Origin of the sequence: Kitasatospora herbaricolor (assembly GCF_030813695.1) — a bacterium.
In the GTDB taxonomy this organism is placed as follows: Bacteria; Actinomycetota; Actinomycetes; order Streptomycetales; family Streptomycetaceae; genus Kitasatospora; species Kitasatospora herbaricolor.
The window spans coordinates 8752961-8779815 of the sequence record NZ_JAUSVA010000002.1 but is presented as its reverse complement, the minus strand read 5'-3'; the positions used below and the strand labels follow the sequence as shown (position 1 = coordinate 8779815).

Here is a 26855-nt window from a genome sequence, read left to right as displayed (position 1 = left end):
CGTCGGCCTCGTCAGCGGTGGTTCAGCCAACCCATCGCGGCGGTCGGCCGGTTGGCGTAGTCGAACAGGGCCTGGTTCTCCCAGGCGTTGCCGGAGGCGGGATCGGCCGGGTCCCAGCCGTTGCCGGGCACGGCCGTCCAGGCCGGCTCCCAGTAGAAGGCCCCGAGCCCCTTGCCCCCCGGCACGGCCTCGACCACGTTGAGCACGTCGCGCAGCGCGGCGGCCTGGCCGGCCTGGGTGGCCGGGTAGCCGGTCGTCAACTGGGCGGTGGTGGCGAGGTTGTTCTCCAGGGAGTCCTTGTTGTCGAGGGTGAAGGCGTAGGCCGTCTCGGCCACGGCGACCTTCTTGCCGTACCGGGCGGCCATGTCGTCGAGCGTGGTCTGCAGGTCGTTCAGCGGGCCGTGCCAGTAGCTGTAGTAGGAGAGCCCGATGACGTCGAACGGCACGCCGTGCGACACCGCGTTGTCGAAGAAGGTGCGGGCGCCGGCGTCGTCCCCGCCCTTGGCCAGGTGCAGCATGACCTGGGTGGAGGCGCTGACGGCCTTCGCGGCCGCGGCGCCCTGGGTGAGGAAGGAGCCAAGGTTGGTCCAGTTGGCGGTGGAGCCCTCCGGCCAGAGCATGCCGCCGTTGATCTCGTTGCCGATCTGCACCATGTCGGCGGTGGTGCCCTGCGCCTTGAGGGCGTTCAGCACGTCGTAGGTGTGGCCGTACACGGCGGTGCCCAGCTGGGTCGCGGTGTACGAGGCCCAGGGCGAGGGCTTGGTCTGCGCGCCCGGGTCGGCCCAGACGTCGGAGTAGTGGAAGTCGATGAGGATCTTCATGCCGAGTGCCTTGGCGCGGGCGGCCATGGTCAGCACCCTGGCCTTGGAGTTGTAGCCGTCGGCGGGGTCGACCCAGACCTTCAGCCGGGCGTAGTTGGCGCCGGCCGCGTGCAGGACGGTCAGGGCGTCGGCTGCGGTGCCGTCGGCGTAGGCGTAGGTGCCGCCCTTGTCCTCGCTCTTCTTCAGGGTGGAGACGTCGACGCCGCGGGCGGCGACGCCGGTGCTGCCCGAGGTCAGCGTGATGTCGTCGACGTTGAGCCAGTTCCCGGCGTTGGCGTCGGAGTTGATGCTGATCGTGCACTGGCCGTTGGTCACCGAGACGGGCGTGACCAGTCGGATCCAGCCGCCGTTCGGGGTGACCGGGAGGTCGGTGCGCTGATCGGCGCCGCCGCAGCCCTTGAGGGCGAGGTAGGCGGCGTTCTGCCCGCCGCTGGAGCGGACCCAGGCGGTCAGCGTGTAGCTGCCGTTGGTGAGGCCGGACAGGTACTGGTAGGTCTCGACCTTGTAGGCGGAGGCCGACCAGTGGGTGAGCCGGTAGGAGCCGCCGTGGCCGCCGGCCTCGGTGTAGGAGGCGGCGTTCTGGCCGCCGGCGGAGTAGGTGGACCATCCGGTGGGGGTCGCGGTGCCGGCGCCGCCGGTCTCGAAGCCGGGGTTGGCGACGGTGACGGCCGCCTGTGCGGAGGTGGTGGGGAGCGCGACCGTGGTGGCGGCGGCGATCACGAGCGAGGCGGCGCTGCTGGCGAGCAGGCGCCTGGTTCCCTGGGGCATCGTCGTCCTTGGCGATGAGGTGGGGTGGGGGAGGTGGAGCCGTGGGGGTGCGGCCCGGCGGCCGTGCGCTGGGAGGACGGCCGCCGGGCCGGGGCGGGGCACCTGCCCGGACCGACCCTCGGCGGGCCGGGCAGGAGTCAGAGCCGGACGACGCGGGTGGTGCCCGCGGGGACGTCCAGGGTGCCGGACACGGGTGCGCCGGTGAGCAGTTCGACGCCGTCGCCGGACAGCGGGACGCGGGCGTCGGCGCCGCTGTGGTTGATGGCGAAGAGGTACCGGCCGTGTGCACCGGCCCGTTCCACCACCTCGACGTCGCGGGGCAGTTCGCGCTCCGGCAGGCCTGCCTCGGCGGCCGCCCGGGCGAGCACGCTGTCGAGGCCGGCGGCGTCCAGGCGACTGGAGACGTACCAGGCCGAGCCGGCGCCGAGCACGTGGCGGGTCACGGCGGCGTGCCCGGCGGCCGGTCCGTCGGCGTACCGCCAGAGGGTCTCGGCGCCGCGCGGCACGACGAACTCCGACCACACGTCACCGGTCAGTTCGGCCCCCTCACCGGTCCGTTCAGCCCCGTCCCCGTCGCCGGTGAGCCTGACCCGCTGCCCGGCCCGCAGGGGTGCGAACTCCTCGACCGTGAGGCCGAGGATCTCGCGCAGCGCGCCGGGGTGCGGGCCCGGGTGCACGGCGTCGTGCTCGTCGACGATGCCGGAGAAGCAGGAGACCACCAGGGTGCCGCCGTTCTCCACGTAGCTGCGCAGGTTGCGGGCGGCGGCCTCGGTCATCAGGTACAGGGCGGGGACGAGTACCAGCGGGTAGCCGGCGAGATCGGCCTCGGGGTGGGCGAAGTCGACGGTGAGGTGGCGGTCGTAGGCGGCCGCGTACCAGCTGTCGGCCCGCTCGCGGGCGTCCAGGTCGACGCTGGGCCGCCACTCCAGCTTCTGCGCCCACCAGGACTGCCAGTCCCACAGGACGGCGGCCTCCGCGACCACCCTGCTGTCCCGGACCTCGCCCAGCGAGCCGAGCGCGGAGCCGAGTTCGACCACCTCGCGCCAGATCCGGCTGTCGGTGCCCGCGTGCGGCAGCATCGCGGAGTGGAACTTCTCGGCGCCGTGCCGGGAGGCCCGCCACTGGAAGAACATCGCGCCGTCGGAGCCGCGCGCGACGTGGGCGAGGCTGTTGCGGGCCATCTCGCCGGGCTGCTTGGCGAGGTTGCGGGGCTGCCAGTTGACCGCGCCGGTGGAGTGCTCCAGCAGCAGCCAGGGCCGGCCGCCGGCGACCGAGCGGGTGAGGTCGGCGGACATCGCGAGGTTGATGTGGTTCCGCTCGCCCTCGGCGACCAGGTAGTGGTCGTTGGCGACCAGGTCGACCTCGCGGCCCCAGGCCCAGTAGTCGAGGGACTCGCACTGGGAGAGCGCGGTCATGAAGTTGGTGGTGACCGGGATGCCGGGGGCCAGGCGGTGCAGGATGTCCCGCTCGCGCCGGAAGTTGTCCAGCAGCGCGTCACTGGTGAACCGGGCCCAGTCGAGCTGCTGCGCGGGGTTGCCGGCGGTGGGGGTGAGCCGGGGCGGGCGGATGTCGTCCCAGCTGGTGTAGTGCTGGCCCCAGAAGGTGGTGCCCCAGGCCTCGTTGAGCTGCTTGAGGGTGGTGTACCGCTCGGTGAGCCAGCGGCGGAAGTGCTCGGCGGAGGTCTCGCACCAGCAGGCGCTGACCGGCACGCCGTACTCGTTGTGGACGTGCCACAGGGCGACGGCCGGGTGGCCGCCGTAGCGCCGGGCGAGCTGTCCGGTGATCGAGGCGGCGGCCTCCTGGTAGGCGGGCGAGCTGTGGCAGATGGCGCCGCGTGAGCCGAACTCGTACCGGACGCCCTCGCGGTTGACCGGCAGCACCTCGGGATGGTCCCGGTAGAACCAGGCCGGGGGCACCACGGTGGGGGTGCCGAGGTCGACCCTGATCCCGTTCTCGTGCAGCAGGTCGAGCAGCCGGTCGAGCCAGCCGAAGTCGTAGGCGCCGCGCTCGGTCTCCAGCAGGGCCCAGGAGAAGATCCCGACGCTGACCATGGTGACGCCGGCCTCGCGCATCAGCCGGACGTCCTGCGCCCAGACCTCCTCCGGCCACTGCTCCGGGTTGTAGTCCCCGCCGTAGGCGAGCGTCTCCAGCCCGACGGGCCGGCGGGGCCGGTCCAAGGGCCCGGCGGCCGCCTCCGGGGTGTTGTCGCGGGTCAGCGGGTGTTCCATGGATGCTCCATCGGGAAGAACTGTGAACGTACACAGCCTTGGGCGCTCTGTGTTTCGGCAACATAACCGTATGAGGCTGGGGATTGACAAGTATCCGCTGCGTTTCCGTACTGTGAACGTGCACAGCGACGGTCGTGGTCCCGGGAGCACCGGAGGCCACCTCCCGTACGTCGTGAACCCCCACCCTTCCCCCGCTCCCCCAGCCGTGATCCCGGGAGGATCCATGCCCCGTCGCCTTGCCCTCGCCACGGCCGCCACGCTCTGCGCCGCGCTCGCGCTGACCGCCTGCGGCAGCAGCGGCAGCGGCTCCGACGCCGCCGGGCCCGCCGCCGGGCCGGTCAAGCTGACCTTCTGGTCCTGGACGCCGAACATGGACAAGGTGGCCGCGATCTGGAACGCCGCCCACCCGGACATCCAGGTCAGCGTCCAGAAGCAGGCCTCCGGCGACGACCTGGTCACCAAGACCATCACCGCCGCCAAGGCCGGAAACGCCCCCGACCTCCTCCAGGCCGAGTACCAGGCCCTGCCCACCCTGGTCAGCAACGACGTGCTCGCCGACATCGCCAAGGAGACGGCGGGCGTCAAGGACAAGTTCGCCGCCGGGGTCTGGCAGCAGGTCACGCTCGGCTCGGACGCCGTGTACGCCGTCCCCGAGGACACCGCGCCGCTCGCCCTCTACTACCGGCAGGACCTCTTCCAGCAGTACGGGCTGAAGGTGCCCACCACCTGGGCCGAGTTCGCCGACGCCGCCCGGCAGCTCAAGCAGAAGGACCCGGCCAAGGCCCTCACCACCTTCTCGGCCAACGACTCCGGCCTGTTCGCGGGCCTGGCCCAGCAGGCCGGCGCCAAGTGGTGGACCGCCTCCGGCGAGACCTGGAAGGTCGGCATCGACGACGCCGCGAGCAAGAAGGTCGCCGACTTCTGGGGCGGCCTGGTGAAGGAGGGGGCGATCGACAACCAGCCGATGTACACCCCGGCCTGGAGCAAGGCGCTGAACGACGGCAGCCAGATCGCCTGGGTCTCCGCCGTCTGGGCACCCGGCGTCTTCACCTCCTCCGCCCCGGACACCAAGGGCAAGTGGGCGATCGCCCCGCTTCCGCAGTGGAACGCCGGCGAGTCCGTGACCGGCAGCTGGGGCGGCTCCACCACGGGCGTCACCACCGGCGCCGCGAAGGCCGGCCACGGCGCCGCCGCCGCGCAGTTCGCCGGCTGGCTGAACACCGACCCGGAGGCCGTCGCCGCGCTGGTCAAGGAGGCCGGCATCTACCCGGCCGCGACCGCCGCCCAGAGCGGCGGCGCGCTCGCCACCGCGCCGGAGTTCTTCGCCAACCAGGCGGACTTCTACACCCAGGCCGCCGCGATCGCGAAGAACACCGCCCCCGCCGCCTGGGGTCCCAACGTCAACGTCGCCTACTCCACCTTCAAGGACGCCTTCGGCAAGGCCGCTCAGGACAAGGGCGACTTCTCCGCCGCGCTGACCGCCATGCAGCAGGCCACCGTCGCCGACCTGAAGAAGAACGGCTTCAAGACCGAGGGCTGACCGCCCCGCCAGCCCCGGCCCGGGGGCCCCGCCGCACGGCGCGGCCCCCGGGCGCCGATCCCCCCCGACTCCCTAGGACCGCCATGGCGTCCCACCAGCCCCGCCCGTCCCGGCGCCTCGCCCCGTACGCCTTCCTCACGCCGGCCGTCATCCTGTTCACGCTCTTCTTCGCGGTGCCGATCGGCTACGCGCTCCACCTGAGCTTCCGCGCCGTCCAGGTCAAGGGCCTGGGCCTCGGGTCGCACGCCCGCACCGAGGTCTGGGCGGGCCTGTCCAACTACACCTCCGCCCTCGGCGACCCGGAGCTGCTGGCCGGCGCCGGCCGCACCCTGCTGTACGGGGGGCTGCTCGTCCCGGCCATGCTCGGCGGGGCGCTGCTGCTCGCCCTGCTGCTGGACACCCCCCGGGTCCGGCTCGGCACCTTCTCCCGGCTCGCGATCTTCCTGCCGTACGCCGTGCCCGGCATCGTCGCCTCACTGCTCTGGGGCTTCCTCTACCTGCCGACCGTCAGCCCCGGCTACTTCCTGCTGGACAAGGCCGGCATCGGCGGGCCCGACCTGCTGCACGGCAACGGACTGTTCGTGGCGCTCGCCAACATCGCGGTCTGGGGCGGCACCGGCTTCAACATGATCGTGATCTACACCTCGCTGCGGGCCATCCCGGTCGAGCTGTACGAGGCGGCCCGCCTCGACGGCGCGTCCGAGCTGCAGATCGCCCTGCGGATCAAGATCCCGATGGTGCTGCCCTCGCTGGTGCTCACCTTCTTCTTCTCGATGATCGCCACCCTGCAGGTGTTCAGCGAGCCGATGACCCTCAAGCCCCTGACCAACAGCATGAGTTCGACCTGGAGCCCGCTGATGAAGGTCTACCGCGACGCCTTCGTCCAGGGGGACATCCACTCCGCCGCCGCCACCTCGGTGGTCGTCGCGGGCGCGACGCTGGTCCTGTCCTTCGGCTTCCTCAAGCTGGTCAACAAGCGCTCCGACGGAGGCAGCTGAGCCATGAGCACCACCCTGACCCCCCGCCGCCGCACCGCCCCCGCACCGGGCACCTCCCCCGGCAGCGCCGTCGCCCCGCCCCGCCGCACGGCCTGGATCCCCACCCTGCTCCTGCTGCTCGGCGCGGTCTACTGCCTGATCCCGATCCTCTGGGTGGTGACGGCCGCCACCAAGAGCAGCGGCGAGCTGTTCACCACCTTCACCTTCTCCCCCGGCAGCGGCTTCCTCGACAACCTGGCCGAACTCTCCGCCTACCGCGGCGGCGTCTACTGGCGATGGATGGCCAACTCGGCCCTGTACGCGGGCGTCGGCGCCCTGCTGTCGGCCGCGCTCTCCGGCGTCACCGGCTACGCGCTCGCCAAGTACCGGTTCCGGGGGCGTACCGCGATCTTCAACATCCTGCTGGCCGGCGTGCTGATGCCGCCGATCACGCTGGCCGTCCCGCAGTACCTGCTGATGGCCCAGGCCGGCCTGGCGGACAGCTACTGGTCGGTGCTGCTGCCCAGCATCGTCAGCCCGTACGGCATCTACCTGGCGCGGATCTACGCCGCCGCCGCGATCCCCGACGAGGTGGTCGAGGCCGCCCGGGTGGACGGCGCGAAGGAGTTCCGGCTGTTCCGCAGCGTGGCGCTGCCGATGATGGTGCCCGGGCTGGTCACCGTCTTCCTGTTCCAGTTCGTGGCGATCTGGAACAACTTCCTGCTCCCCTACATCATGCTCGGCGACGACCACCGGTTCCCGGTCACGGTGGGCCTGTACTCGCTGCTCCAGCAGGGGGCGAACGCCCCCGCGCTGTACACCCTGGTGATCACCGGCGCGCTGCTCTCGGTGGTGCCGCTGATCCTGCTCTTCCTCGGGCTCCAGCGCTACTGGCGCATCGATCTGCTCTCCGGAGCCGTCAAGTCCTGACCGTCCGCCGCTGCCGCGCTTGTCGGCAGCCCCTCCGCAAGGAACGCTTGGCACCATGACCGAACCAGCAGCCCAGGGCCGGCCCGCCGGCAAGCCCCGCCGCGCACCGACCATCCACGACGTCGCCGCGGTCGCGGGTGTCTCGCGCGGCACCGTGTCGCGGGTGCTGCAGGGCGGGCACAACGTCAGCCCGGCCTCGATGGAGGCGGTGAACGCGGCGATCGGCAAGCTCGGGTACGTGGTCAACCGGCACGCCCGCAACCTGGTCACCCAGCGCTCCAACTCGGTGGCGTTCCTGCTCACCGAACCGCAGGAGCGCTTCTTCGAGGACCCCAACTTCACCACCCTGCTGCGGGGTTGCACAGCCGCCCTGGGCGAGCACGACATCCCGCTGCTGCTGATGACGGCGGGCGACGAGGCGGAACGCCGCCGGGTGGTGCGCTACCTGGCGGCCGGCCACGTGGACGGGGTGCTGCTGGTCTCCTCCCATCGGGGGAACCCGATGATCGAGCACCTGCGGGAGGCCGAGATCCCGATGGTCTCCTGCGGCAAGCCGCTCGGCCAGCGCGGCCGGGTCGCGTACGTCGCGGCCGACGACCGGGAGGGCGCCAAGGACATGGTCCGCCACCTGATCGAATCGGGCCGCGGCCGGGTCGCCACCGTCGCGGGGCCGCAGGACACCCCCGGCGGGGTCGAACGGCTGCTGGGCTACCGCGAGGTGCTGGACGAGTACGGCATCGCCTTCGACGAGAGCCTGGTGGCGTACGGCGACTACAGCCGGGCCGGCGGCGAGCAGGCCGCCGACCGGCTGCTGGCGACCGCACCCGGCCTGGACGCGCTCTTCGTCGCCTCGGACCTGATGGCCGACGGCGCGCTGGCCGCCCTGGAGCGGGCCGGCCGCAGCGTCCCCGGGGACGTCGCGGTCGGCGGCTTCGACGACTCGCCGGCCGCCCTGACCACCCGCCCGGCGCTCACCACCGTCCGCCAGCCCTGGGACCGGATCAGCCACGAGATGGTCCGGCTGCTGCTCGCCCAGATCGCGGGCGAGACCCAGCCGACGGTGATCCTGCCGACCGAGCTGGTGATCCGCGAGTCGGCCTGAGGGCCAGGCCCGGGGCCGGCGGCCCCGGGCCCCGGGGCGTCCGGGGCCGCCGGGGCGTCTCAGTCGAGGCCCGGGCCGGGCGTCGACTCCGCCTCCGACTCCGCCTGCGGTGTGAGAAGCATGACGCCGAGCGCCTCCTCCATGCCCCGGGCGGCCGCGACGATGCGAGCGGTGCCCACCAACGGGGCCAGGGCCACCAGCACCCCGCGGACCCGCTCCGGCGGGATGCCGCTCTCCCGGGCGGCTGCGACGTTCAGCAGGTAGGAGTCGGGCGCGGCTCCCATCGCGACCAGGGCAGCGATCCGGACCAGGAGGTAGCTCTCCTCGTCCAGGCCTGATGCTTCGAAGGCGCCCAGCGTCAACCCGGTGAGGACTTCCAGCAGCGGCGGCACGGAGCCCGCGGCCTGTCCCGGATCACCGCTCGCGTCGAAGGCTGCCATCTCGCTCGTTCCTCTCGTCGGGTGCGCCGTCCGAGCGCCGCACTCGTCGACCGCCCTGGGCGCGTGCCACGGGACCGGGCCGGTGACGTGCGGCTCCGTCCGTCCCGACCACCGTCTCACGCGGCACCCACCACCGGCCCGTCGTACGCGCCCGAGCACGCGCCGCGGAACGCGCCCGCACCGCACCCGCACCCGCACCCGCACCCGCACCCGGCGGAGCAACCCGTCCGGGCAGGAAGGGCGTCACGAACCCGGCCTGCCACCGCGGGTGCCGGGCACCGCCGTCGTCGGGCCCCGCCCGCACCGACCAGGAGGCTGGTCATGGCGCACAGCGGCTGAAACCTGGAGGATGGGGCGGTGCCGAAGAATCCGCCGCCGCCGATCCGTCGCTCACCGCGTCAGCGACCGATCGGCGCAGAGGCCCACCGGTTGCGGCCGACCGGCTTGACGGTCCGCCACCGCGCGGGACCTGCCCACGCGACAGGGGAGGGCGCGAACGCGGCCGGCTCCCCGGACGCGGCGCCGGCCCGCGGCCGCCGCCTCGGCGCGCCCTGCGGGCAACTCCCGTCCGCCCCGTCGACCCCGCCGCGCCGGTCATGACGCCCGTCCCCGCGCTGCCCGCCGGGGCCGCCTGGCACGACACGGGCAGCACGGTCTTCCGCTACGCGGCCCGGGCCGACGGGCACTGGTGGGTCCTGCGGCTCAACGACTTCCCTGAGCATCCCCTCTTCACCCTGTTCATCGACGCAGCGGTCGTCGGTGACATCGACGACCTCCCCGCCGCCTGGCGGCTGACGCCACGGGCGGCGCTCCCCGTCCTCCACGCGCCGGACCGCGCCGAGATGCTCCGCGTCATGAGCGGTCTCGGCCCCTACGGTGCGGAGGCCGGCACGCCGTGCACGGGCGACTGGTGCACCTGCAGCCTCCTCACCGACGACTACGCCGCCCGGCCGAGCACCCCGCCAGAGGATTCCGCGGAGGACACCGGATCGGCGCCTTCGTGAGCGGACTCCCTGGAAGGCGGGCACCCCGAGCCCCGACGTCCGGACCACCCGGTACGCCGGAATGCTCAGTGGAACCAGCAGTAGAGGTTGCCTCTCGTGGTCGCGGCGCTCGTGGCGAGCCGTGCGACCGCTCGTACCAGGGCCGGGAGATCGTCGTCGGTCATCTCGTCGCCGTCCTCACGGCGGAGCCGCTCGGCCCAGCGGGCCGCGAGTCGCTCCAGTTCCTCGACGCGGGCGTCGGCGAGCGAGCGGGTCAGCCGGGGCGGAAGAGCGAACATTCCGCTGCCGTCATGGGTCCAGGGCTTGATCCAGCGCGGTTCCGAGGGCCTCGCCGACGCTGAGCGCCGCCGCAGGAAGGCCAGGCCTCGTCCTGGCGGATCCGGGAGCGGGCCGGCGAAGTAGCGGTCCCACTCGTCGACGGCCCCGAGTGCGGAGAAGTACTCGCCCGTCAGCGTGGCGAACCGGTCCGGACCGGCCGGGAACGCGACGGCGCTGCCGTCGTCAGGAGCGGCGAAGAACGCTGTGCCGGGGCTCACCGCGCGCCTCGGGACGCCCGCCCGCGTGCGCGTACGGGGGCGACGCTCGCCCGGCACGGCGCCGCCGGGCGGACGAATACGGCCGATCGCACGGACTTGCTGCCATCATCGGAACTGACCCGGCCGGTCGCCGGCCACGCCGGGCGGTCACCGCCCGCGTCCTCCCCGCGCCCATCCCCTGCCACCGCATCCCCGTCGAGCGCCGGCCTCCACCGGCGGGACGGCACCGAGGAGCACCTTGACGTCACCGAACGGGCCGGCCGCGGACCCTGCCGCCGCCGCCCTCCTCGCGGACCCCTTCGGCCCGCTGCGGAGCAGGGGCTACCTGATGCTCCTGGTCGTGGCGGCCGTGCTCGGCGTCGTCCTGTCGGCGGGTGCCTACGGCTTCCTCCGGGCCGTCTCCCTCCTCCAGGACGCGGTGTACACGGACCTGCCGAAGGCCCTCGGCTTCGACGGAGCGCCGGTGTGGTGGCCGGTCCCCTTCCTCGGGGTGGCCGGTCTCCTGGTCGCGCTGACGGTCCGGTACCTGCCGGGGAACGGCGGCCACCAGCCGGCCGAGGGGCTGAACACCAAGGGCGCACCGCCCGCGGCGGAGCTGCCGGGCATCCTGCTGGCGGCGGTGTTCTCCCTCAGCCTCGGCGCGGTCGTCGGCCCGGAGGCCCCGCTGATCGCGCTGGGCGGCGGCATCGCGCTGTACCTGTTCCGGCTGCTCAAGCCGGACGCCGACAGGACGACCCAGGCGGTGGTCGCGGCCTCCGGAAGCTTCGCCGCCGTCAGCGCCCTGCTCGGCTCGCCGCTGCTGGGAGCGTTCCTGCTGATGGAGGCGTCCGGCCTGGGCGGGCCGATGCTCGGCATCGTGCTGCTGCCGGGCCTGCTGGCCTCGGGGGTCGGCTCGCTGGTCTTCACCGGCATCGGCTCCTGGACCGGGGTGGGCAGCGGCTCGCTGGTGATCCCGAGCCTGCCCGCGGTGGGCCGGCCCGACCTGGGCCAGTTCGGCTGGGCGCTGGTGATCGGGGTCGCGTCGGCCTGCCTCGGCACCGCGATCCAGCGGACGGCGCTGCACCTGCAGCCTCGGGTGAACGGCTCCCGGCTGTTCTGGACGCCGGTGATGGGCCTGGTCACGGCCGGGGTCGCGATCGCCTACGCCGAGGGCACCGGCAAGGACTTCTCCGAGGTGCTCTTCTCCGGCCAGAGCCAGCTGCCGGAACTCCTGCTGCACACCGACGGCTACACCGCGGGCGCGCTGGCGCTGCTGGTCGCCTGCAAGAGCATCGGGTACTGCGTCTGCCTCTCGGCGTTCCGCGGCGGGCCGATCTTCCCGGCGATGTTCATCGGCGCGGCAGGCGGGATCGCCCTCTCCCACCTGCCGGGGCTCCCGTTCGTGGCCGGTGCCGCGATGGGCATCGGGGCGATGTCGGTCGCGCTCCTGCGGCTGCCGATGACCTCCGTCCTGCTCGCCACGCTGCTGCTCGGCGCCGACGGGGTGACGGTGATGCCGCTGGTGATCGTGGCCGTGGTGGTGTGTCACGTCACCGCGTCCAGGCTGGTCCCGCCCCCGGCCCGGACACCGGTGCCCGCCGAGGCCTGACGGCGCCTCGGCCCCGCCCGGGGCGCGCCCGGCTAGGCCTGCTCCGCGTCGGACTCGTCGTGCGTGATCGTCGCGCGCACCCGGACCCCGGAGGGGTCGTTGAAGAGCGGTTCCAGGGTCGGATGCGCACCGCCCTGGGCCGCGTTGGAGAGCCCGAGCGTCGAGGCGGCGACCACCACGCGCGGCGCCGCGGGCGAGATCCGGCGCCGGTCGACGAACTGCTGCGCCTCGTCCACCAGGTACCGGCCGAAGACCGCGAAGTATCCGCCGAGGACGATCCGCGAGGGGTTCAGCACGTCCACCAGGACGCTGAGGCCCAGGGAGAGGTCGGCGGCGATCATGGCCAGCGCGGCGAGGGTTCGGGGCTCACCCGCCTCGGCCCGGGCGAGCAGCTCGTCGAGGCGCTCGGCCAGGTCGACCGAGCGGTCGTGCACCCGGTCGGCCGGGTCGGCAGCGGCGTCGAGGAAGGTCTGGAGCCCGACGGCCAGCTCCCAGCAGCCGGTCCGCCCGCAGGCGCAGGATTTCCGGCCGGGCCGGATTCAGGAGCTGCCGGGAACGAGGGCAAGCGAATCCACAGCGCTCCGGATCGTGATGACAGTGGCCGGACGGCAGGAAGAGACCTGCCGTTTCGACATTCCCCGAAGGGGAGATCCATGAGCCTCGGCATCCGCAACCGGATGCCCGGCACGGTCACCGAGGTCGCGCCGGCCACCGGCCCGGGCGGGCCCAGGGGCCCCGCCCGCCCTCGGCTGTCCGCCGCGACGGCGCGGAACATCGGCGAAACACCGTCATGCACCGGACGCATGAGTTGTCATGGGGATCATGAGCACTCTCCCCGCCGGCGGTGCGCCGGTCACCTACGACCGCATCGGCGCCGGCTACCGGAACGTCCGGCACCCGGACCCGCGGCTGGCCGCCCTGATCGCCCGGGCCCTGGCGGGCGCCGGCACGGTGCTCAACGTCGGTGCGGGCACCGGGTCGTACGAGCCCACTGACGCCGAGGTGACCGCCGTCGACCCGTCCCAGGTGATGCTCGACCAGCACCCCGGCGGCCGCAAGGTCCGGGCCTGGGCCGAGGATCTCCCTTTCGCGGACGGCGAGTTCGACGCCGCGATGGCGATCATGACCGTGCACCACTGGACCGATCTGCGCCAGGGCCTGCGGGAGCTGCGCCGGGTGGCCCGCCGGCAGGTGGTCCTCACCTGGGACCCGACCCACCCGCTGGAGCTGTGGATCGTCTCGGAGTACCTGCCGGAGATCCGCGACCTGGAACACTCCCGGTTCCTCCCGGTCGGCGAGGTCGCGCGGGAGCTCGGCGCGCACACCGTCCTGCCGTTCCCGATCCCGCACGACTTCACCGACGGCTTCCAGGTCGCCTTCTGGCGGCGGCCCGAGCAGTATCTGGACGCCACCGTCCGCCGGGCCAGCTCCACCTTCGCGACCCTGCCCGACGAGGTTGTCGAACCCGCCGTGGCCCGCCTGCGCGCGGACCTGGAGTCCGGGGCCTGGGCCCGCCGCCATGCCGACCTCCTCCGCCAGGAGACCGTGGACTACGGGTTCCGGCTGCTGATCGCCGACAACGACGACCCGCCGCGGGGCTGACCCGCCGGGCCCACCCGGCCGGCCCCGCCAGGTCGGCCCAACCAGGTCGGCCTGCCGGGCGGGCCCGGGCGGCCCAGCCGTCAGAGCGGGCGCCCCGGGCCGGCCCAAGGCTCGTCCGTCCCACCTGCACCACCCGCCCCGCCCGTTCCACCCACCCCCGCGCTCGCGCCGCCCAGTTCGCCCGGCTCGCCGCTGAACGCCACCCGCCCGCGCCGCAGTACGTGCACCACGGCCGCCCGCCGCAGGGAATGCAGCGGGGCCTGCTCGGCCAGCACCACCGTCCGGCCGGCCGCCGCCAGGTCGAACAGGAGGGCGTGCAGCCGGGCCGCCACGGCCGGGGCGAGCCCCCGGCCCGGCTCGTCGAGCAGCAGCACCCGGGGCCGGGCGGCCAGCGCCCGCCCCACCGCCACCATCTGCTGCTGCCCGCCGGACAGCGTGCCCGCCCGTCGGTGGAGCAGCCCGGCGAGTTCGGGGAAGTACCGGTCGACCGGGGCGTCGCCGGACAGGGCGAGGTTCTGGGCGACCGTCAGCGAGCGGAACACCCCGCGCTCGGCCGGGACGTACACCAGCCCCGCCGCCGCCCGGCGGTGGACGTCGAGCGCGGTGACGTCCCGGCCCTCCCACAGCACCTGCCCGGCCGAGACCGGCACGTCGCCGGCCAGCGCCCGCAGCACCGTCGTCCGGCCCGAGCCGTTGCGGCCGAGCAGCACCGTGACCCGGCCCGCCGGGCAGGCCAGGTCCACCCCGTGCAGGGCCTCCAGCAGCCCGTACCGGACCCGGACGCCCCGCAGCTCCGCGGCTACCGCCATCGCGGCACCCGGCCGATAGCCCGCCGCCCGCGGCGCCCGCGCCGGCTCACGGCTCGCCCCAGGCGGCCGCCACCCGCGGGTCGGCGAGCACCTCCCGGGTGGGACCCCGGGCCACCACCCGCCCGGCGGCCATCACGTACACGGTGTCGGCGAGCCGGGAGACCAGTTCGACGTCGTGCTCGACCAGCAGCAGCGCCATCCCCTCGGCCGTCAGGGCGCGCAGGACGGCGGCCAGCCGGGCGGTCTGGGCCAGGTCGAGCCCGGCGGCCGGCTCGTCCAGCAGGAGCACCCGCGGGGCCGCGGCCAGCGCCCGGGCCAGTTCGAGCAGCCGTAGCGCACCGGGCGGGAGGCGGTCGGCCGGCCAGTCCCGGACCGGGTCGAGGTCCAGCAGGTGCAGCGCCCGGTCGGTGGCGGCTCGGGCGGCGGAGCGGGCTGCGGCGCGTCCGGGAGCGGGCAGGCCGGGCAGGGCTCGGGCGGCGCCGCCGCGGCCCTGTTCGGCCCCCACCCGGACGTTCTGCGCGACCGTCAGCCCCGGAAAGGCGGCGACCTGCTGGAAGGTGCGGGCGAGGCCGAGGCGGGCGCGGGCGTGGTCGGGCAGGCGGGTGATGTCGCGGCCGGCGAGCAGGACCCGTCCGGCGTCCGGACGGGCGGCGCCGGCGAGGCAGTCGAAGAGGGTGCTCTTGCCGGCGCCGTTCGGCCCGACCAGCGCGGTGATCCGGCCCGGCGGGGCGGCGAGGTCCACCCCGTCGACGGCCCGGATGCCGCCGAAGCCGCGGACCAGGCCGCGTGCGGTCAGACCGGCGCTCACCGGAGCCGCCTTCCGGCGCACCGGGAGGCGGGACCGTCCCCCGGGGGAGGTGATCCGCCGGCACCTCGGCCGCGGCGGCGTCCCGGCCGGCCCGCCGTCACCGCGGCCGCTCCGCGATCCGCCGCCGCAGCCGGTCGCCGAGCGGGGTGAGGCCGGGCGCGGGGCGGTCGGCGAGCCGCCGGGCGAGGCCGGCCAGGCCGCCCGGCAGCCGGCCGATCGCCGTCGCGAGCGCCCCGACCACCACGGCGGAGACGCCTGGCAGGGTGCCGGCGTCCAGCCCGGTGAGCAGGGCGGCGGCGAGCACGGCGCCGGCCGCGCTGTCCGCCCCGGCGACCACCACGGTGGCGAACCACAGCAGGCCCTGGACCGGGTCGAAGGCGGTGGCGTCGAAGGCCTGCTCCGCCAGCGCCGTCAGCCCGCCGCCGAGTGCGGCCAGGCCGGCGCCGGCCATGAAGACCAGCAGCTTGAGCCTCGGCACGTCGACCCCGGCGGCCGAGGCGCCGGCCTGGTGGTCGCGCATCGCGGTCAGGGCGCGGCCCGGCCGGCCCCGGTGCAGGACGCGGACCAGCAGCAGGCCGGACCCGAGCAGCACCAGTTCGACCAGGTAGAAGCCCTGGTCGTCGGCGGGCAGCCCGAGCCGGGAGACCGTCAGGCCGGTGGTGGCGTAGGGCTGGTCGAAGACCAGCCGGCTGAGCGCCGTCCCCACCGCGAAGGTGACCAGGGCGAGGGCCAGGCCGCGGCGGCGGATGGCCGGCCACCCGGTGAGCAGGCCCAGCGGTACCGTCGCGGCCACCGCCAGCAAGAGCGCCGGGAGGGCGGGCAGCGCGGGAACGCCCGGAACCCTGCCGGACATCAGCAGCGCCGTGCCGAGCGCGCCGAGCCCCGCGTACCCGGCCTGGCCGAGCGACACCTGGCCGCCGTACCCGGTCACCACCACCAGGGAGAGCAGCACCAGCGCCAGCGCCGGCACCAGCAGGGCGTGCCGCAGGTCCTCCGGACGGAAGCCCAGTGGCAGCAGCAGGAGGACCGCGCAGGCCGTCCGGGCGGCGGACGAGCCCCGTCGGCCGGGCGCGCCGCGGGTGGCGAGTCCCGGCCCTTCCTGACCGCGGCCCCACGGCAGCAGGGCCGCGACCAGCAGGGCGACCACGAAGAGGTTGGTCTGCACGGCCTGGGCGAGCGGCAGAAGTTGGCCGCCGGGCCGCAGCCGGGTGAGCTCGCTCTGGGCGATGCCGAGCCCCAGCCCGGTGGCGACCGCGACCGGCAGGCTCCGCAGCCGGGCGGCGACGGCCACCGCCATGGTCGCCATCACGAGCAGCGGCAGCCCGTACGGGTCGAGCAGCAGCAACGGCGCCAGCAGGACACCGACCAGGCCGGCGGTGAAGGAGCCGAAGGCCCAGCCGGCGGCGGAGATCCGGTCGGCGTCGATGCCGGCCAGCCGGGCCAGGCCGCGGTCGTCCACGACCGCGCGGAGCCGGGCCCCGAAGGCGGTGCACCGCTCGACCAGGCCGACCCCGCCGGCCAGGGCCAGGACGACGGCGAGTCGGACGACGGTGTCCAGCCGCAGCGGGTGCCCGCCCGGCCGGGCGACCACGGTGGCCGGGACGAGCGCGGGCGCGTCCCCGAACGGGGTGGTGCCCCAGATCAGCACGATGACGCCGATCAGCAGCACGAACACGCCGATCCCGGCGACCATGCCCTCGGCCGGCCCCGCGTCCCGGCGGCGCAGCGGCCGGAAGACCGCCAGGTCGAGCAGGACACCGAGCGCGGGCGCGGCGACGAGCAGGCAGAAGGCGGCGGCGGGGACCGGCGGCCAGTTCCGTACCACGACCAGTTCGCGCAGCAGGTAGGCGGTGGCCGTCGCCTGGGCGCCCTGGGCGAGGTTGAGCACCCCGGTCGCCCGGTGGGTGACCACCAGCCCGACCCCGCTCAGCGCGGCGGCGCTGCCCACGGCCAGCCCGGCCAGGGCCAGGTCGACGGCGAGGTCCAGGGTGCCGGGCACGGGGTCAGCCGCCGCTGGGGGCCGCGGGCGGACCGTCGGGCGGCGCAGCGGTGGGCGGGTCGGCGGGCGGGTCGGGCTCGCAGACCGGGCAGGGCGCCAGGCCCCGTGCCGCGACCAGCGCGGCGTCGACCGGGACGGCGGGGGTCTTGCCCGCCACCAGGGGGCAGTCCCGGCGGTGGTAGAGGGTGCCGTCGGGTAGCGCCAGCGGCGGGCCGGACGGGCCCGCCTCCGGGACGGCCGGTCCCGGCTCGCCCACCAGCAGGGAGTAGAGCTGCTCGACCCGGCGGGCCGTCCCCGATCCCCCGCCGCCACCGGACCGGCGGGCGGCGATCAGCACCGCCCCGGCCACGATCAGCGCCGCCCCGGGCACCGTCGCCGAGGCCAGGTAGGGCAGTTGCCGGGCGGGCAGGCGCTCGCCGGAGACGCCGTACCAGCCGAGCACGCAGAGCAGGGCACCGGCCGCCAGGGTGAACCACCCGGGCCACTCGCGCAGCGCCCGGCCGAGGGCCTGGAGCGCCCCGCTCGTCCGCGGCGGGTGGAGCCGGCTCATTGTCCGGTATTCCTTTTCTGTCGGCTATATTGCGGTTTGATCATAGATCGTGCCCATAGTCTCACTTGCGGTACACCGGACCGCAGCTGGACACCAACCCGTCAGCAGGACCGAGCGACCGGGGGCCACGGGCGAGGTACGGCCCTCCGGTCGGGAAACACGCGGTGAGAGAAGCCATGGCTACCACGCACACCGACCAGTACCGCGACACCGGCTCGGACCGGCCACCCACGCCCGGCGCCGGGCCGGCGCCCCGGCGGCGGGCGGCCGCCCTCCGGTTCACCGGCGCCCTGCTGGCCGTCCTGCTCGCGGCGGCCTGCGGCAGCAGCGGCGGCAGCGGCACGTCCAGCGGCTCCCCCTCGGCCGCGGCCGCCGCGACGGCATCCGCCGCGGCCTCCGGCTCCGCGTCCGCCTCGGCCGCCGCGAGCGGAACGGCCCCGGCGGACGCGGCCGCCGCCAAGACCGAGGTGACCACCAACTGGGAGAAGTTCTTCGACCCCGCCACCCCGATCGCCGACAAGGCCGCCCTGCTGCAGGGCGGCGAGCAGCTCGCCCCCGCCCTCCAGGGATTCGCCGGCGACCCCCGGGTCGGCCAGGTCGAGGCCCAGGTGACCGACGTGCAGTTCACCTCGGCGACCGACGCCACCGTCACCTACACGCTCTCCCTCCAGGGCGCCGTGGTCCAGCCCGACGCCACCGGGCAGGCCGTGCTCGACAACGGCACCTGGAAGGTCTCCCGCTCCACGCTCTGCGGTCTGGTCCAGCAGAGCGGCGCCACGGCGATCCCCGGGTGCAGTTGAGCCGGACACGCGCACCGGCCGCGCGGCGCCTGCGCCGCGCGGCCGTCCTGGCGGCCCTGCTGCTGACCCTGACCGGCTGCGGGAGCCGGCTGCCCGAGAGCGAGTTCACCGGCGCCGGCAGCCCGGCCGCCGCCGGCGGGGCCACCGACACCGGCGTCACCGCCGGCGAGATCCGGATCGGCGTCATCACCTCGCTGACCAGCCCGGTCGGCAGCGAGACCTTCGCGGGCCCGCGCTACGGCGCCCAGGCCTGGTTCCAGGCCCTGGACGACCGCGGCGGGCTGTCCGGCCGCACCGTGCGGGTGATCACCTGCGACGACGGCGGCAGCGGGATCGGCAACCAGGACTGCGTCCACCGGCTGGTCGACGGCGAGCAGGTGTTCGCCCTGGTGTCGGGCAGCAGCCTGGACTACGCGGGCGCCCCCTACGTCAACGCCAAGGGCGTGCCCGACGTCGGCGGCCAGCCGATCGGCACCGCCTACGAGCGCTGGCCGCACCTCTTCGGGATCTACGGCAGCAGCGCCCCGCGCGACGGACGCTCCGTCGGCTGGGACGGCACGCTCTACCAGAGCACCGAGGTCTACCGGTTCTTCAAGGAGCGGCTCGGGGCCCGCAGCGCCGCCGTGGTCTCCTACAACCAGGCCGACTCCGCCCGCTACGCGCGGCAGTTGGAGCAAGGGCTGCGCGCCGAGGGCTACCGGGTGCTGAGCCAGAGCGTGGACCTGGCGCTGCCCGGGTTCCAGGCCGTGGCCGCCGCGATCAAGGCCGACGGCAGCGAACTGCTCTTCGATGCGATGGACACCCGGGGCAACACCGCCCTCTGCCAGGCCCTGGAACCGGCCGGGGTACGGCTGACGGCCAAGGTCACCAACGTGCAGAACTGGTCCGAGGCGGTGCGCACCGACTACCGGTCCTCCCCCACCTGCCGCAACGCCCTCTGGGCCACCTCCGCCGGCCAGAACTACGCCGACCTCGGGCGACCCGCCGTCCGCGAGTTCCGCGAGGCCGTCGCCCGCTACTTCCCCGACCGTGAACAGAAGCTCTCGGCCTGGGAGTTGGAGGGCTGGGCGGGAGCCAGGTGGCTGACCGACGCGATGGCCTCCTGCGGCGCCGAGCTGACCCGGGCCTGCGTCGAGCACTTCATGCACCGCCCGCAGCCCTACGACGCCGGCGGCCTGCTGCTGCCCGCCTCCTTCGTCCCGACGCCGCCGCCGACGGGCCTCACCCGGGCCTGCCTGAACGCCGCCCGCTGGCAGGACGACGCCGACGGCGGCCGGGGCGGCTGGGTCAGCCAAGTCCCGGACATGTACACCACCTGCTACGAGGTTCCCCAACTCCCCTACCAGCCCTGATTGTTCCCCGCTCCCCGAGCGGCCCGCGGAGGACCACGGCCCGTCCGCCGATGCCGAGGCCCCACAGGTGGAACGGCCGGATCCGGCCGGATCCCGCCCGCCCCGGACGGATACCCTGGTGCCCCGCGCCGGGCCTCGGCCCCGGCGGACGGCCCACCGCACGGGCGCGGCCGATCATCCCGACGGAGGGGCCCGATGACGATCCCCATCACGCGGACCACGGCGCCCTTCGACGCCGTGCTCACCGACCTCGACGACGTGATCCGGCTCTTCGACGCCACCGAAGTGAGCCGGCTGGAGCGGGCCGCCGGGCTACCGGTCGGCAGCACGGCCGAGTCCGCCTTCGGCCCCGGGCGCGGAGAGCCGCTGGTCCTCGGACAGCTCACCAAGGACGCCTGGGTGGCGTCGACGGCGAGCGGCCTCGCCGACCGGGTACCGGCGGCCCGCGCGCGGGAACTCGCCACCGCGTTCACCCGGGCGCCGTTCCGGACCGACCCCGAGGTGGTGGAGTTGCTGCGCGCCGCACGGGAGCACTGCCCGGTGTGGATCGTCACCAACGGCACCCCGTGGCTGGACGAGGACCTGGCCACCCTCGACCTGGACGGCCTGGCCGACGGGATCGTCAACAGCGCCCGGGTGGGCGTCGCCAAACCCGACCCGGGCATCCTCCTGCACGCCGCCGGGCGGGCCGGCGCCGCGCCGGAGCGCTGCCTCTTCGTCGACGACCGCCTGGCCAACGTCGAAGCCGCCGCGGCCCTCGGCATGACGACGGTGCACTTCCGCACGGCGGCGGACCTCCGCCCGGCCCTGGCCCCGCTGCTCGCGGGACCGGTACCGCCCACGCGCCCGCAACGGCGGCCAGGGTGAGGGCCGCGGCTACGAGTACGGCTACGACTACGGCTACGGCTACGGCCGGGTCTGCCCTGGCCGGGGGCAGACGGCCACCGTGCCCCGGCCGGGCGGCGCGGGCAGACGAGCGTTCAGGACACGGTGGGCGCAGCATCCCCCGTCGGGCCCTACCCCGTGGCCGCGCGCGCCGCCCCCCGCACCCGCAGGCCTGCCCCCGCGGGTACCGCCTCGTCCCGCCCGCGGGCGGCGCGAGGCGGTACCCGCGGCGAGGTCAGGAGGCCAGGACGAGATCGACCCAGGCCTCGGCGAGCACGCGGTGGCCCAGCGGGGTCGGGTGGACTCCGTCACCCGCGATCGCCTCGGGCCGCCCGGCGCCCCGGGCGGCCTGGTTCAGCAGGCCGTCGGCGGCCAGCAGTCGGGCGTCGAACTCGGTGGCCAGCCGGCGGACGGCGTGGATCCGGGGATCGAGGTCCGCCCGCCAGTCCCACTGCTCGCGGGTGACGGGGACGACGAACGGTTCGATCAGCACCAGCTGGGTGTCGAAGCGCTCGCGCAGCCCGGTCAGCAGCTGCCGGTAGTCCTCCTCCCAGGCCTCGGCCGGGCTCGGCTCGCCCAGGTCGAACCGGCGCCAGGTGTCGTTCACCCCGGCCATCACCGAGAGCAGCGCGGGGCGGTGGGCGACGGTGTCACGCTCCCAGCGGGCCCGCAGGTCACGCAGGCGGTCGCCGGAGACGCCCCGGTTGAGGACGGTCACACCGGGGCGGGCCGCGTGCAACCGTTCGGCGGCCAGGGCGGCGTAGCCGACGCCGAGGTGGGTGTGCGTGTCGCGGTCGCGACCGGCGTCGGTGATGCTGTCGCCCTGGAAGAGGACGGTCGCACCGGGCGGCAGGACGAGGGGCATGGGTTCGGTTCCTCACGGGTGCGGGGGCCGGCGACCGGCCCGTACGGTGACCGCGGCTATGGCTACGGCTGTGGCAGGAGTGCTTGCGACGATCTCCAGGGACGCTAGCGCGCCCGCCGGTTCGCACCGAGGCCGGGGGCATCACGGTGACGGACCGTCAACGGCCACGGCCCTGCGGCCGCACGGTTTCACGCTCCGTGTGCGCGGGTACATCGCTGGTCACCGACCGTTTTCGGACGGTACGCGACCGGCGCCGCCCGCCCGCCTCACCGCGGGCCGGCGCCGCAGCTCGTCGAAGGGGCCCGCACATGGCCGATCACGCATCCCACCCCGCCCCGCAGAACCGGGGCACCTCCGACCTGACACCCGACCAGGACCGCCGCACGGTCCGCCGGCTGCGCCTGGGCATCGGGGTGATCGGCTCACTGCTGCCGATCGTCCTGCCGATCGGCAACAGCATCACCTCCGCCCGGGTCGCCCTGCTGGCGTCGATGAGCGCCTCGTACTACACGCACATGCGCAACATCTTCGTCGGCGGCCTCTGCGCGATCGGCGTCTTCCTGATCTGCTACCGCTACGACCGGCGGGAGGACCGGCTGAGCACGGTCGCCGGCGCCTTCGCCGTCCTGGTGGCGCTGTTCCCGACCGAACCGCCGCACTCCCTGGTGCCCGACCCCAGCCGGGTCCAGGTGGTGGTCGGCGTCCTGCACCTGTGCTTCGCGGCGGCCCTGTTCGCCGTCCTGGCGTTCTTCTGCCTGCGGCTGTTCGCCGACTCCCGGCCCGAGTCCGGTCCGCGCCCCGGCCGGGACTGGGTCTACCTCACCAGCGGCTGGGTGATCGTCGCCTGCATCCTGACGATCGCGGTCTCGGAGGTCCTGCACCTGGCCTGGGACTCGCCCCTGACACTGCCCTACCTGGGCGAGTCGGTGGCGGTGCTCGCCTTCGGCCTGGCCTGGCTGGTCAAGAGCGAGGCCACCGCCGGGCTCGCGCCGCGGACGCCGCCACGAGCCACGGTGGTCGGGCTGAACACCTGAGGACGCCCCCGCCGAAACCGGGCAGCGCCCGGGGACGAGCTGCGGCCGTGCCCGCACGCCGTCCCCGGGCGCTGCCGTGCCACCCCGCTTCCGGCCTCCGGACCTCCGGCTTCGGTCCCGGTGGGTCACGGCCCCAAGATCAAGGTGCTGGACCGGCATCGGCACCCTGGGCGGAGCGTTCCGGGGCCTCCTCCTCGGCGAGATCGTCCTCGTCCCCCTTCCCGGCAGGGCGGCGGGGGCTTCCTCCGGCGCCCTCGGAGGCCGCCTCACCGGCCCACGCGTCGCGGTCGCGGCCCCGAGGCCGGGCGCCGACAGCGGCCCCTGCCTGCTCCGGATGCCACCGTGCGGGTGCGGCGGGCCGCCCCGGCGGTCACGGTGGGGGGATGGACATCGTCGTCGTACTCGAGTTGGACGTGCCGAGCAACGTGCGGGTGCTGAGCCCCGATCGCACACCCGCGGACCCGCAGCACCCGGTACGCCGCGCGCACGCCGTCCTGGTCGGGGGCTCGGGCACGTGCGGCCCCTCCACCTTGTGCGGACTGGACAGCGGCGAGATGACCCTCGCGCCGTACCGGCCCGCCGACCCGGACCAGCCGTGGTGGCCGCCGCACTGGCACGCCTGCAGTTTCTGCCAGGCCGCCCGGCAGAACACCACGCCCACCACCGGCCCGGCCGACGCGGACCTGCCCGAAGCGGCCACCGCGTCGAGCTGAGCGGCGCACCGGACGCCCGACCCGCCCGAGCCCCGGGGCCGCAGGGGGCCCGGCGGTGGCGGTGGCCCCGGCGGTCTGCCCGCCGCTGCTGGAAATCCGGCCTCGAAACGCGTTCGCGGCGCTGGGCGGTCGCTGCTGCGCCGGGCGAAACTGGGTGGGGGTGGAGCGACCCGTCTGCGGGCAACCGCAGGTGTGACGTTCCGAGCGATCCGACCACTCATCGGGAGTTGGAGCATGGGCCTGATCCACATCGAACTGTTCGCGACCCTCGACCTCGTCGCACAGGCGCCCGGCGGGCCCGACGAGGACCCCGTGGGGTTCCCGTTCGGGGGTTGGCAGGTGCCGCTGCTGGACGACTTCGTCGGGGAGCAGATCGGCGCCTCGTACGAGGGCACGGACGCCCTCCTGCTCGGGCGGCGGACGTACGACATCTTCGCCGCCTACTGGCCGCATCAGCAGGAGGGCGAGATCGCCAGGTTGTTCAACAGCATTCCGAAGTACGTGGCCTCCCGTGGCAGGCCCGACCTGTCGTGGGCCGGGTCCACGCAGCTCGGCCCGGATCTGGCGGCGGCGGTGCGCGAGATCCGCGAGCGGCACGAGCACGTGAAGGTCGTCGGAAGCCTGAACCTGGTGCAGACGCTCCTGCGGGAGAAGCTCTTCGACCGCCTCGGTCTCCTGGTGCACCCGATCGTGCTCGGCGTCGGGAAGAAGGTGTTCGACGGCGGCGCGGTGCCCACCAACGTCACGCTCCTGGAACCGCCGGCGACCAGCCCGAAGGGTGCCGTGTACCTGCGCTACGGGCTTGCCGAGGGCACGCCCGGGACCGGGGACATGTCCGCACCCGATCGGGGTCTCGGACACACCGACTGACGCCGCCTCCGGACGGGCCGGCCGCGGAGCCGGCGTGTTGACCACCCGTCACCAACCCTCATCGGAGCGCCGTCGAGAGTGGCGCGCGCCTCCCGGGCTGCGCTATGAAGATCCCTCAGGAGGGCCACGATCCGGGTGGCCCGCGCGAACGGGGGTCGTCACGTGAAGCCCAATGACAGAAGTCGCCGCACCGTGGTCCTGGCCGGACTGACCGCGGTCGGCATACTCGCCCTGACCGCCTGCGGCGACGGCGGGTCCGCATCGGACACCGCAACCACCGCGCCCGTCACCCCCGCGCCCGTCACCACACCGGCGGAAAGCCGGACCGCCACCGCGAGCAGCACGCCCACAGCCACGGCACCCCCGATCACGGCGGCCGCACCGACGACTCCCCCGGCCGCCCCGGCGCCGGCCGTCTCCCGCCCCGCCCCGGGCACCACCGTCAAGATCGGCGACGCCGTCCGGCTCCCGTTCTCCTACGGGGGCTCCGAGGGCGCCATCGCGCTCACGGTCACCTCGATCGAGAAGGGCGACCCGGCCGACCTCGCGTCGCTGCGGCTGGACGACAACACCAAGGGCCTGGTGCCCTACTACATCCACTACCAGGTCACCAACATCGGCGACACCGACCTCTCGTTCACCAACCTCAGCCACATCAGGGGCCTGCTCGCGAACGGCACCAGGGCACCGGACCTGATGGTCTTCGGGACCTTCGCCAAGTGCTCCGACGGCAAGATGCCCAACGAGTTCACCAACGGCAAGTCCGCCGACTTCTGCATCCCGGTGATGTCCCCCACCACCTCCAGGGTCACGGCCGTCGAATACTGGGACGACCCGTACACCGTCGACAACGGCATCACCTGGAAGTGATCCACGGAGTGGCCCCCGCCGAAGGGCGCTGCCGGGCGCCGTAGCCGGTGCGGGTGCGGGTGCGGCGCTTCGGGCGCGGGGCCGGCCAGGCGCGAACGCGCGACGGAAGCGCGTGCGGTGGCGGCGGCGGACGCGTTCGCGGTCACGGTCGACGGCGGGCTCGGCGGGCACCTGCTCGTCGAGCCCGCGAACAAAGTCGGCGGGCACCCGCGGGCCGCCTCCGCCCGGACGGTAGGCGCCGCCCTGAGGAGCTAGGCGACGTCCGGTCGGGTCATCAGCGGCGACCGCACGTGCAGTTCCAGGCTGGGGCCGGTGAGGGGAACGGTGCCCCAGGTCGCCGCCGCGGTCCCCGCGTCGGCGTCGACGACCAGTCGGACCCGGTGCGGGGTGGTGATGACGTAGAGATCGGCGAGGAACGTGCCGCCCTGCCACGCTCCGGCCGCGACGACGGGCCGGCCGAGCGGGGAACTCTCCCGCCATGCGCCGTGGCCGGCCTCGACGTCGAGGAGCGAGCCGAGACGAATGAGCCATCCGCCGTCGGTGGGTTCGACCCTCACCGTCGTGCCGTCGGGCAGGGCCGACCCCTCCACGGAGGCGTCCAGCCTCGCCTCGGCCGAACGCTCCGGGTCCGCCGAGCCGGGCACCGGCCGCAGGGACAACGCCCGCAGCCGATCGGCGAGGATCTGGTCGTCCCGGGCGCTTCCCGCCTCGTCCATGCCGGGCAGCAGGCACTCCCACATGGCGTCGAGCACCACCTGAGCGTCCCCCTGGGCGGTCACGGCGACCACGAGATCGTGCGACGGGACCACCACGCACTGCTGTCCGAAGGACCCATGACCGTGGTACCCGTGACGCGACATCCAGAACTGGTAGCCGTAACCGCAGGCGAAGTCGGCGTCGTCCGATCCGTCGTCCTTGAACGGCACGCAGTCGATGTGCCGTCCGGTCGCGAGCTCCACCCATGCACGCGGGACGAGTTGCCGGTCCCCCCAGCGGCCTCCGCGCAGCAGCAGTTCACCGAAGGCGGCGACCGCCTCGGTCGTCAGGTGCAGGCCGTGGAATCCGAAGGCGGCGCCGCCGGCCACCCGGTCCCACTCGGCGTGGTCGACACCCATCGGCTCGAAGAGGCGCTCGTCGAGGAACCCGGGGAGGTCGCGGCCCGTGACCCGCTCCACCATCCGGGCCAGGATGAAGGTGGTCGAGTTGTCGTAGCTGTGCCGCGTCCCCTCGGCCGCAGCGAACGGCAGGCGCAGGAAGCCCTTCACCAGGTCGTGGGGCTCAAGCTCCCAGGCCTCGCCGAGGCTGTCCGTGGGATGCCCGGCCGTCATGGACAGCAGGTGGTGCACGGTGATGCGGCCGCCCTGCTCCGAGAGGTCGGCCGGGACGTGGTCGGGCAACACGTCCACCACTCGATCGTCCAGCGAGAGCAGTCCGTCGGCGATCGCGATCCCCACGGCGGTCGAGGTGAACGACTTGGTCAGCGAGTAGAGGAGGTGCGGGCGTTCCGCCGAGTACGGCGCCCACCAGCCTTCGGCGACGACGTGACCGTGGTGCACGACCATGAGGGAGTGACACTCGACGGATCGTGCTTCGAGCCGGTCCAGCAGCGCGACGATCGAGCGGGAGGACACCCCCGAGGCGGCCGGTGCCGAACGCGGAAGCAGGGTGCGCTGAGAAGGCATTCTGACTTTCTAACAGATCCGACCCGCCTCGGGCCCGCCGGTTTTCCGCCCGTCCAACGGTACTTGCCACGGGAGGGGCCGT

Annotated in this window: 25 protein-coding genes; 14 read left to right on the top strand and 11 right to left on the bottom strand. The window is 74.4% G+C overall.

The window, feature by feature from the left end:
• Positions 1-11 precede the first annotated feature (11 nt).
• Positions 12-1589 (bottom strand): glycoside hydrolase family 53 protein, encoded by a 1578-nt coding sequence (locus J2S46_RS37985; RefSeq protein WP_191291550.1) that lies wholly within the window; start codon positions 1587-1589, stop codon positions 12-14.
• Positions 1590-1726: 137 nt separating this feature from the next.
• On the bottom strand, positions 1727-3817 hold the full coding sequence (locus J2S46_RS37980; protein ID WP_191291551.1) for a beta-galactosidase: 2091 nt from the start codon (positions 3815-3817) through the stop codon (positions 1727-1729).
• A 223-nt stretch (positions 3818-4040) separates the two neighbouring features.
• Between J2S46_RS37980 and J2S46_RS37975 the strand changes: the two genes are divergently transcribed.
• The 4 genes from J2S46_RS37975 to J2S46_RS37960 all read left to right on the top strand — a co-directional run bounded on the left by J2S46_RS37975 (position 4041) and on the right by J2S46_RS37960 (position 8366).
• Complete coding sequence (locus J2S46_RS37975) at positions 4041-5357, top strand: ABC transporter substrate-binding protein (RefSeq protein WP_191291552.1); 1317 nt, start codon at positions 4041-4043, stop codon at positions 5355-5357.
• An 83-nt stretch (positions 5358-5440) separates the two neighbouring features.
• Positions 5441-6355, top strand: coding sequence for a carbohydrate ABC transporter permease (locus J2S46_RS37970; RefSeq protein ID WP_191291553.1), 915 nt, complete (start codon positions 5441-5443; stop codon positions 6353-6355).
• Positions 6356-6358: 3 nt separating this feature from the next.
• On the top strand, positions 6359-7264 hold the full coding sequence (locus J2S46_RS37965) for a carbohydrate ABC transporter permease (RefSeq protein ID WP_191291554.1): 906 nt from the start codon (positions 6359-6361) through the stop codon (positions 7262-7264).
• A 55-nt stretch (positions 7265-7319) separates the two neighbouring features.
• Entirely contained in the window at positions 7320-8366 is a 1047-nt protein-coding gene (locus J2S46_RS37960) for a LacI family DNA-binding transcriptional regulator (protein WP_191291555.1), read from the top strand.
• 59 nt (positions 8367-8425) lie between these two features.
• Here the strand turns inward: J2S46_RS37960 and J2S46_RS37955 are convergent, their stop codons facing one another.
• Positions 8426-8806 carry a carboxymuconolactone decarboxylase family protein gene (locus J2S46_RS37955; protein WP_191291556.1) on the bottom strand — a complete coding sequence of 127 codons (381 nt, stop codon included), beginning with the start codon at positions 8804-8806 and terminating at the stop codon, positions 8426-8428.
• Between the two features lie 596 nt (positions 8807-9402).
• On the opposite strand from J2S46_RS37955, the gene J2S46_RS37950 reads away from it, so the two are divergent.
• The gene (locus J2S46_RS37950; RefSeq protein ID WP_191291557.1) at positions 9403-9810 is read left to right on the top strand and encodes a hypothetical protein; all 408 of its coding nucleotides are present in this window, start codon (positions 9403-9405) and stop codon (positions 9808-9810) included.
• 65 nt (positions 9811-9875) lie between these two features.
• Here J2S46_RS37950 and J2S46_RS37945 read toward each other — a convergent pair whose 3' ends face one another.
• Positions 9876-10346, bottom strand: coding sequence for a hypothetical protein (locus tag J2S46_RS37945; protein ID WP_191291558.1), 471 nt, complete (start codon positions 10344-10346; stop codon positions 9876-9878).
• A gap of 238 nt (positions 10347-10584) precedes the next feature.
• Here J2S46_RS37945 and J2S46_RS37940 point away from each other — a divergent pair, with 238 nt between their 5' ends.
• Positions 10585-11934, top strand: a complete 1350-nt coding sequence (locus J2S46_RS37940; RefSeq protein ID WP_370882289.1) for a chloride channel protein — start codon at positions 10585-10587, stop codon at positions 11932-11934.
• Positions 11935-11966: 32 nt separating this feature from the next.
• Here J2S46_RS37940 and J2S46_RS37935 read toward each other — a convergent pair whose 3' ends face one another.
• On the bottom strand, positions 11967-12473 hold the full coding sequence (locus J2S46_RS37935) for an ROK family protein (protein WP_191291634.1): 507 nt from the start codon (positions 12471-12473) through the stop codon (positions 11967-11969).
• A gap of 283 nt (positions 12474-12756) precedes the next feature.
• On the opposite strand from J2S46_RS37935, the gene J2S46_RS37930 reads away from it, so the two are divergent.
• Positions 12757-13536 (top strand): class I SAM-dependent methyltransferase, encoded by a 780-nt coding sequence (locus J2S46_RS37930; protein WP_191291559.1) that lies wholly within the window; start codon positions 12757-12759, stop codon positions 13534-13536.
• An 80-nt stretch (positions 13537-13616) separates the two neighbouring features.
• On the opposite strand, the gene J2S46_RS37925 is transcribed toward J2S46_RS37930, so the two are convergent.
• The 4 genes from J2S46_RS37925 to J2S46_RS37910 form a co-directional block, all read right to left on the bottom strand.
• On the bottom strand, positions 13617-14345 hold the full coding sequence (locus J2S46_RS37925; RefSeq protein ID WP_191291560.1) for an ABC transporter ATP-binding protein: 729 nt from the start codon (positions 14343-14345) through the stop codon (positions 13617-13619).
• Between the two features lie 46 nt (positions 14346-14391).
• Positions 14392-15153, bottom strand: a complete 762-nt coding sequence (locus J2S46_RS37920) for an ABC transporter ATP-binding protein (RefSeq protein ID WP_229912947.1) — start codon at positions 15151-15153, stop codon at positions 14392-14394.
• Between the two features lie 97 nt (positions 15154-15250).
• Positions 15251-17152: an ABC transporter permease subunit gene (locus J2S46_RS37915; protein WP_229912948.1), complete on the bottom strand. Its 1902-nt coding sequence runs from the start codon at positions 17150-17152 to the stop codon at positions 15251-15253.
• A 4-nt stretch (positions 17153-17156) separates the two neighbouring features.
• Entirely contained in the window at positions 17157-17702 is a 546-nt protein-coding gene (locus tag J2S46_RS37910; RefSeq protein ID WP_229912949.1) for a DUF6233 domain-containing protein, read from the bottom strand.
• A gap of 176 nt (positions 17703-17878) precedes the next feature.
• Between J2S46_RS37910 and J2S46_RS37905 the strand changes: the two genes are divergently transcribed.
• The 3 genes from J2S46_RS37905 (at position 17879) to J2S46_RS37895 (ending at position 20721) form a co-directional block, all read left to right on the top strand.
• A complete protein-coding gene (locus J2S46_RS37905) occupies positions 17879-18502 on the top strand; it encodes an MTB12 C-terminal domain-containing protein (RefSeq protein ID WP_229912950.1) in 624 nt (207 codons plus the stop codon).
• Positions 18499-19854, top strand: a complete 1356-nt coding sequence (locus J2S46_RS37900) for an ABC transporter substrate-binding protein (RefSeq protein WP_191291561.1) — start codon at positions 18499-18501, stop codon at positions 19852-19854. Before J2S46_RS37905 ends, J2S46_RS37900 begins: the two co-directional genes overlap by 4 nt.
• Before the next feature lie 195 nt (positions 19855-20049).
• On the top strand, positions 20050-20721 hold the full coding sequence (locus J2S46_RS37895; protein ID WP_191291562.1) for an HAD-IA family hydrolase: 672 nt from the start codon (positions 20050-20052) through the stop codon (positions 20719-20721).
• A 253-nt stretch (positions 20722-20974) separates the two neighbouring features.
• On the opposite strand, the gene J2S46_RS37890 is transcribed toward J2S46_RS37895, so the two are convergent.
• Positions 20975-21604 carry an SGNH/GDSL hydrolase family protein gene (locus J2S46_RS37890; protein WP_191291563.1) on the bottom strand — a complete coding sequence of 210 codons (630 nt, stop codon included), beginning with the start codon at positions 21602-21604 and terminating at the stop codon, positions 20975-20977.
• Positions 21605-21912: 308 nt separating this feature from the next.
• On the opposite strand from J2S46_RS37890, the gene J2S46_RS37885 reads away from it, so the two are divergent.
• The 4 genes from J2S46_RS37885 to J2S46_RS37870 all read left to right on the top strand — a co-directional run bounded on the left by J2S46_RS37885 (position 21913) and on the right by J2S46_RS37870 (position 25091).
• On the top strand, positions 21913-22638 hold the full coding sequence (locus tag J2S46_RS37885; RefSeq protein WP_191291564.1) for a DUF998 domain-containing protein: 726 nt from the start codon (positions 21913-21915) through the stop codon (positions 22636-22638).
• A 383-nt stretch (positions 22639-23021) separates the two neighbouring features.
• Positions 23022-23351, top strand: a complete 330-nt coding sequence (locus J2S46_RS37880; protein ID WP_191291565.1) for a hypothetical protein — start codon at positions 23022-23024, stop codon at positions 23349-23351.
• A 234-nt stretch (positions 23352-23585) separates the two neighbouring features.
• Positions 23586-24221, top strand: a complete 636-nt coding sequence (locus tag J2S46_RS37875; protein ID WP_191291566.1) for a dihydrofolate reductase family protein — start codon at positions 23586-23588, stop codon at positions 24219-24221.
• A 162-nt stretch (positions 24222-24383) separates the two neighbouring features.
• Positions 24384-25091: a hypothetical protein gene (locus J2S46_RS37870; RefSeq protein ID WP_191291567.1), complete on the top strand. Its 708-nt coding sequence runs from the start codon at positions 24384-24386 to the stop codon at positions 25089-25091.
• A 251-nt stretch (positions 25092-25342) separates the two neighbouring features.
• Here J2S46_RS37870 and J2S46_RS37865 read toward each other — a convergent pair whose 3' ends face one another.
• Positions 25343-26773, bottom strand: a complete 1431-nt coding sequence (locus J2S46_RS37865; RefSeq protein ID WP_191291568.1) for a serine hydrolase domain-containing protein — start codon at positions 26771-26773, stop codon at positions 25343-25345.
• Positions 26774-26855: the final 82 nt, after the last annotated feature.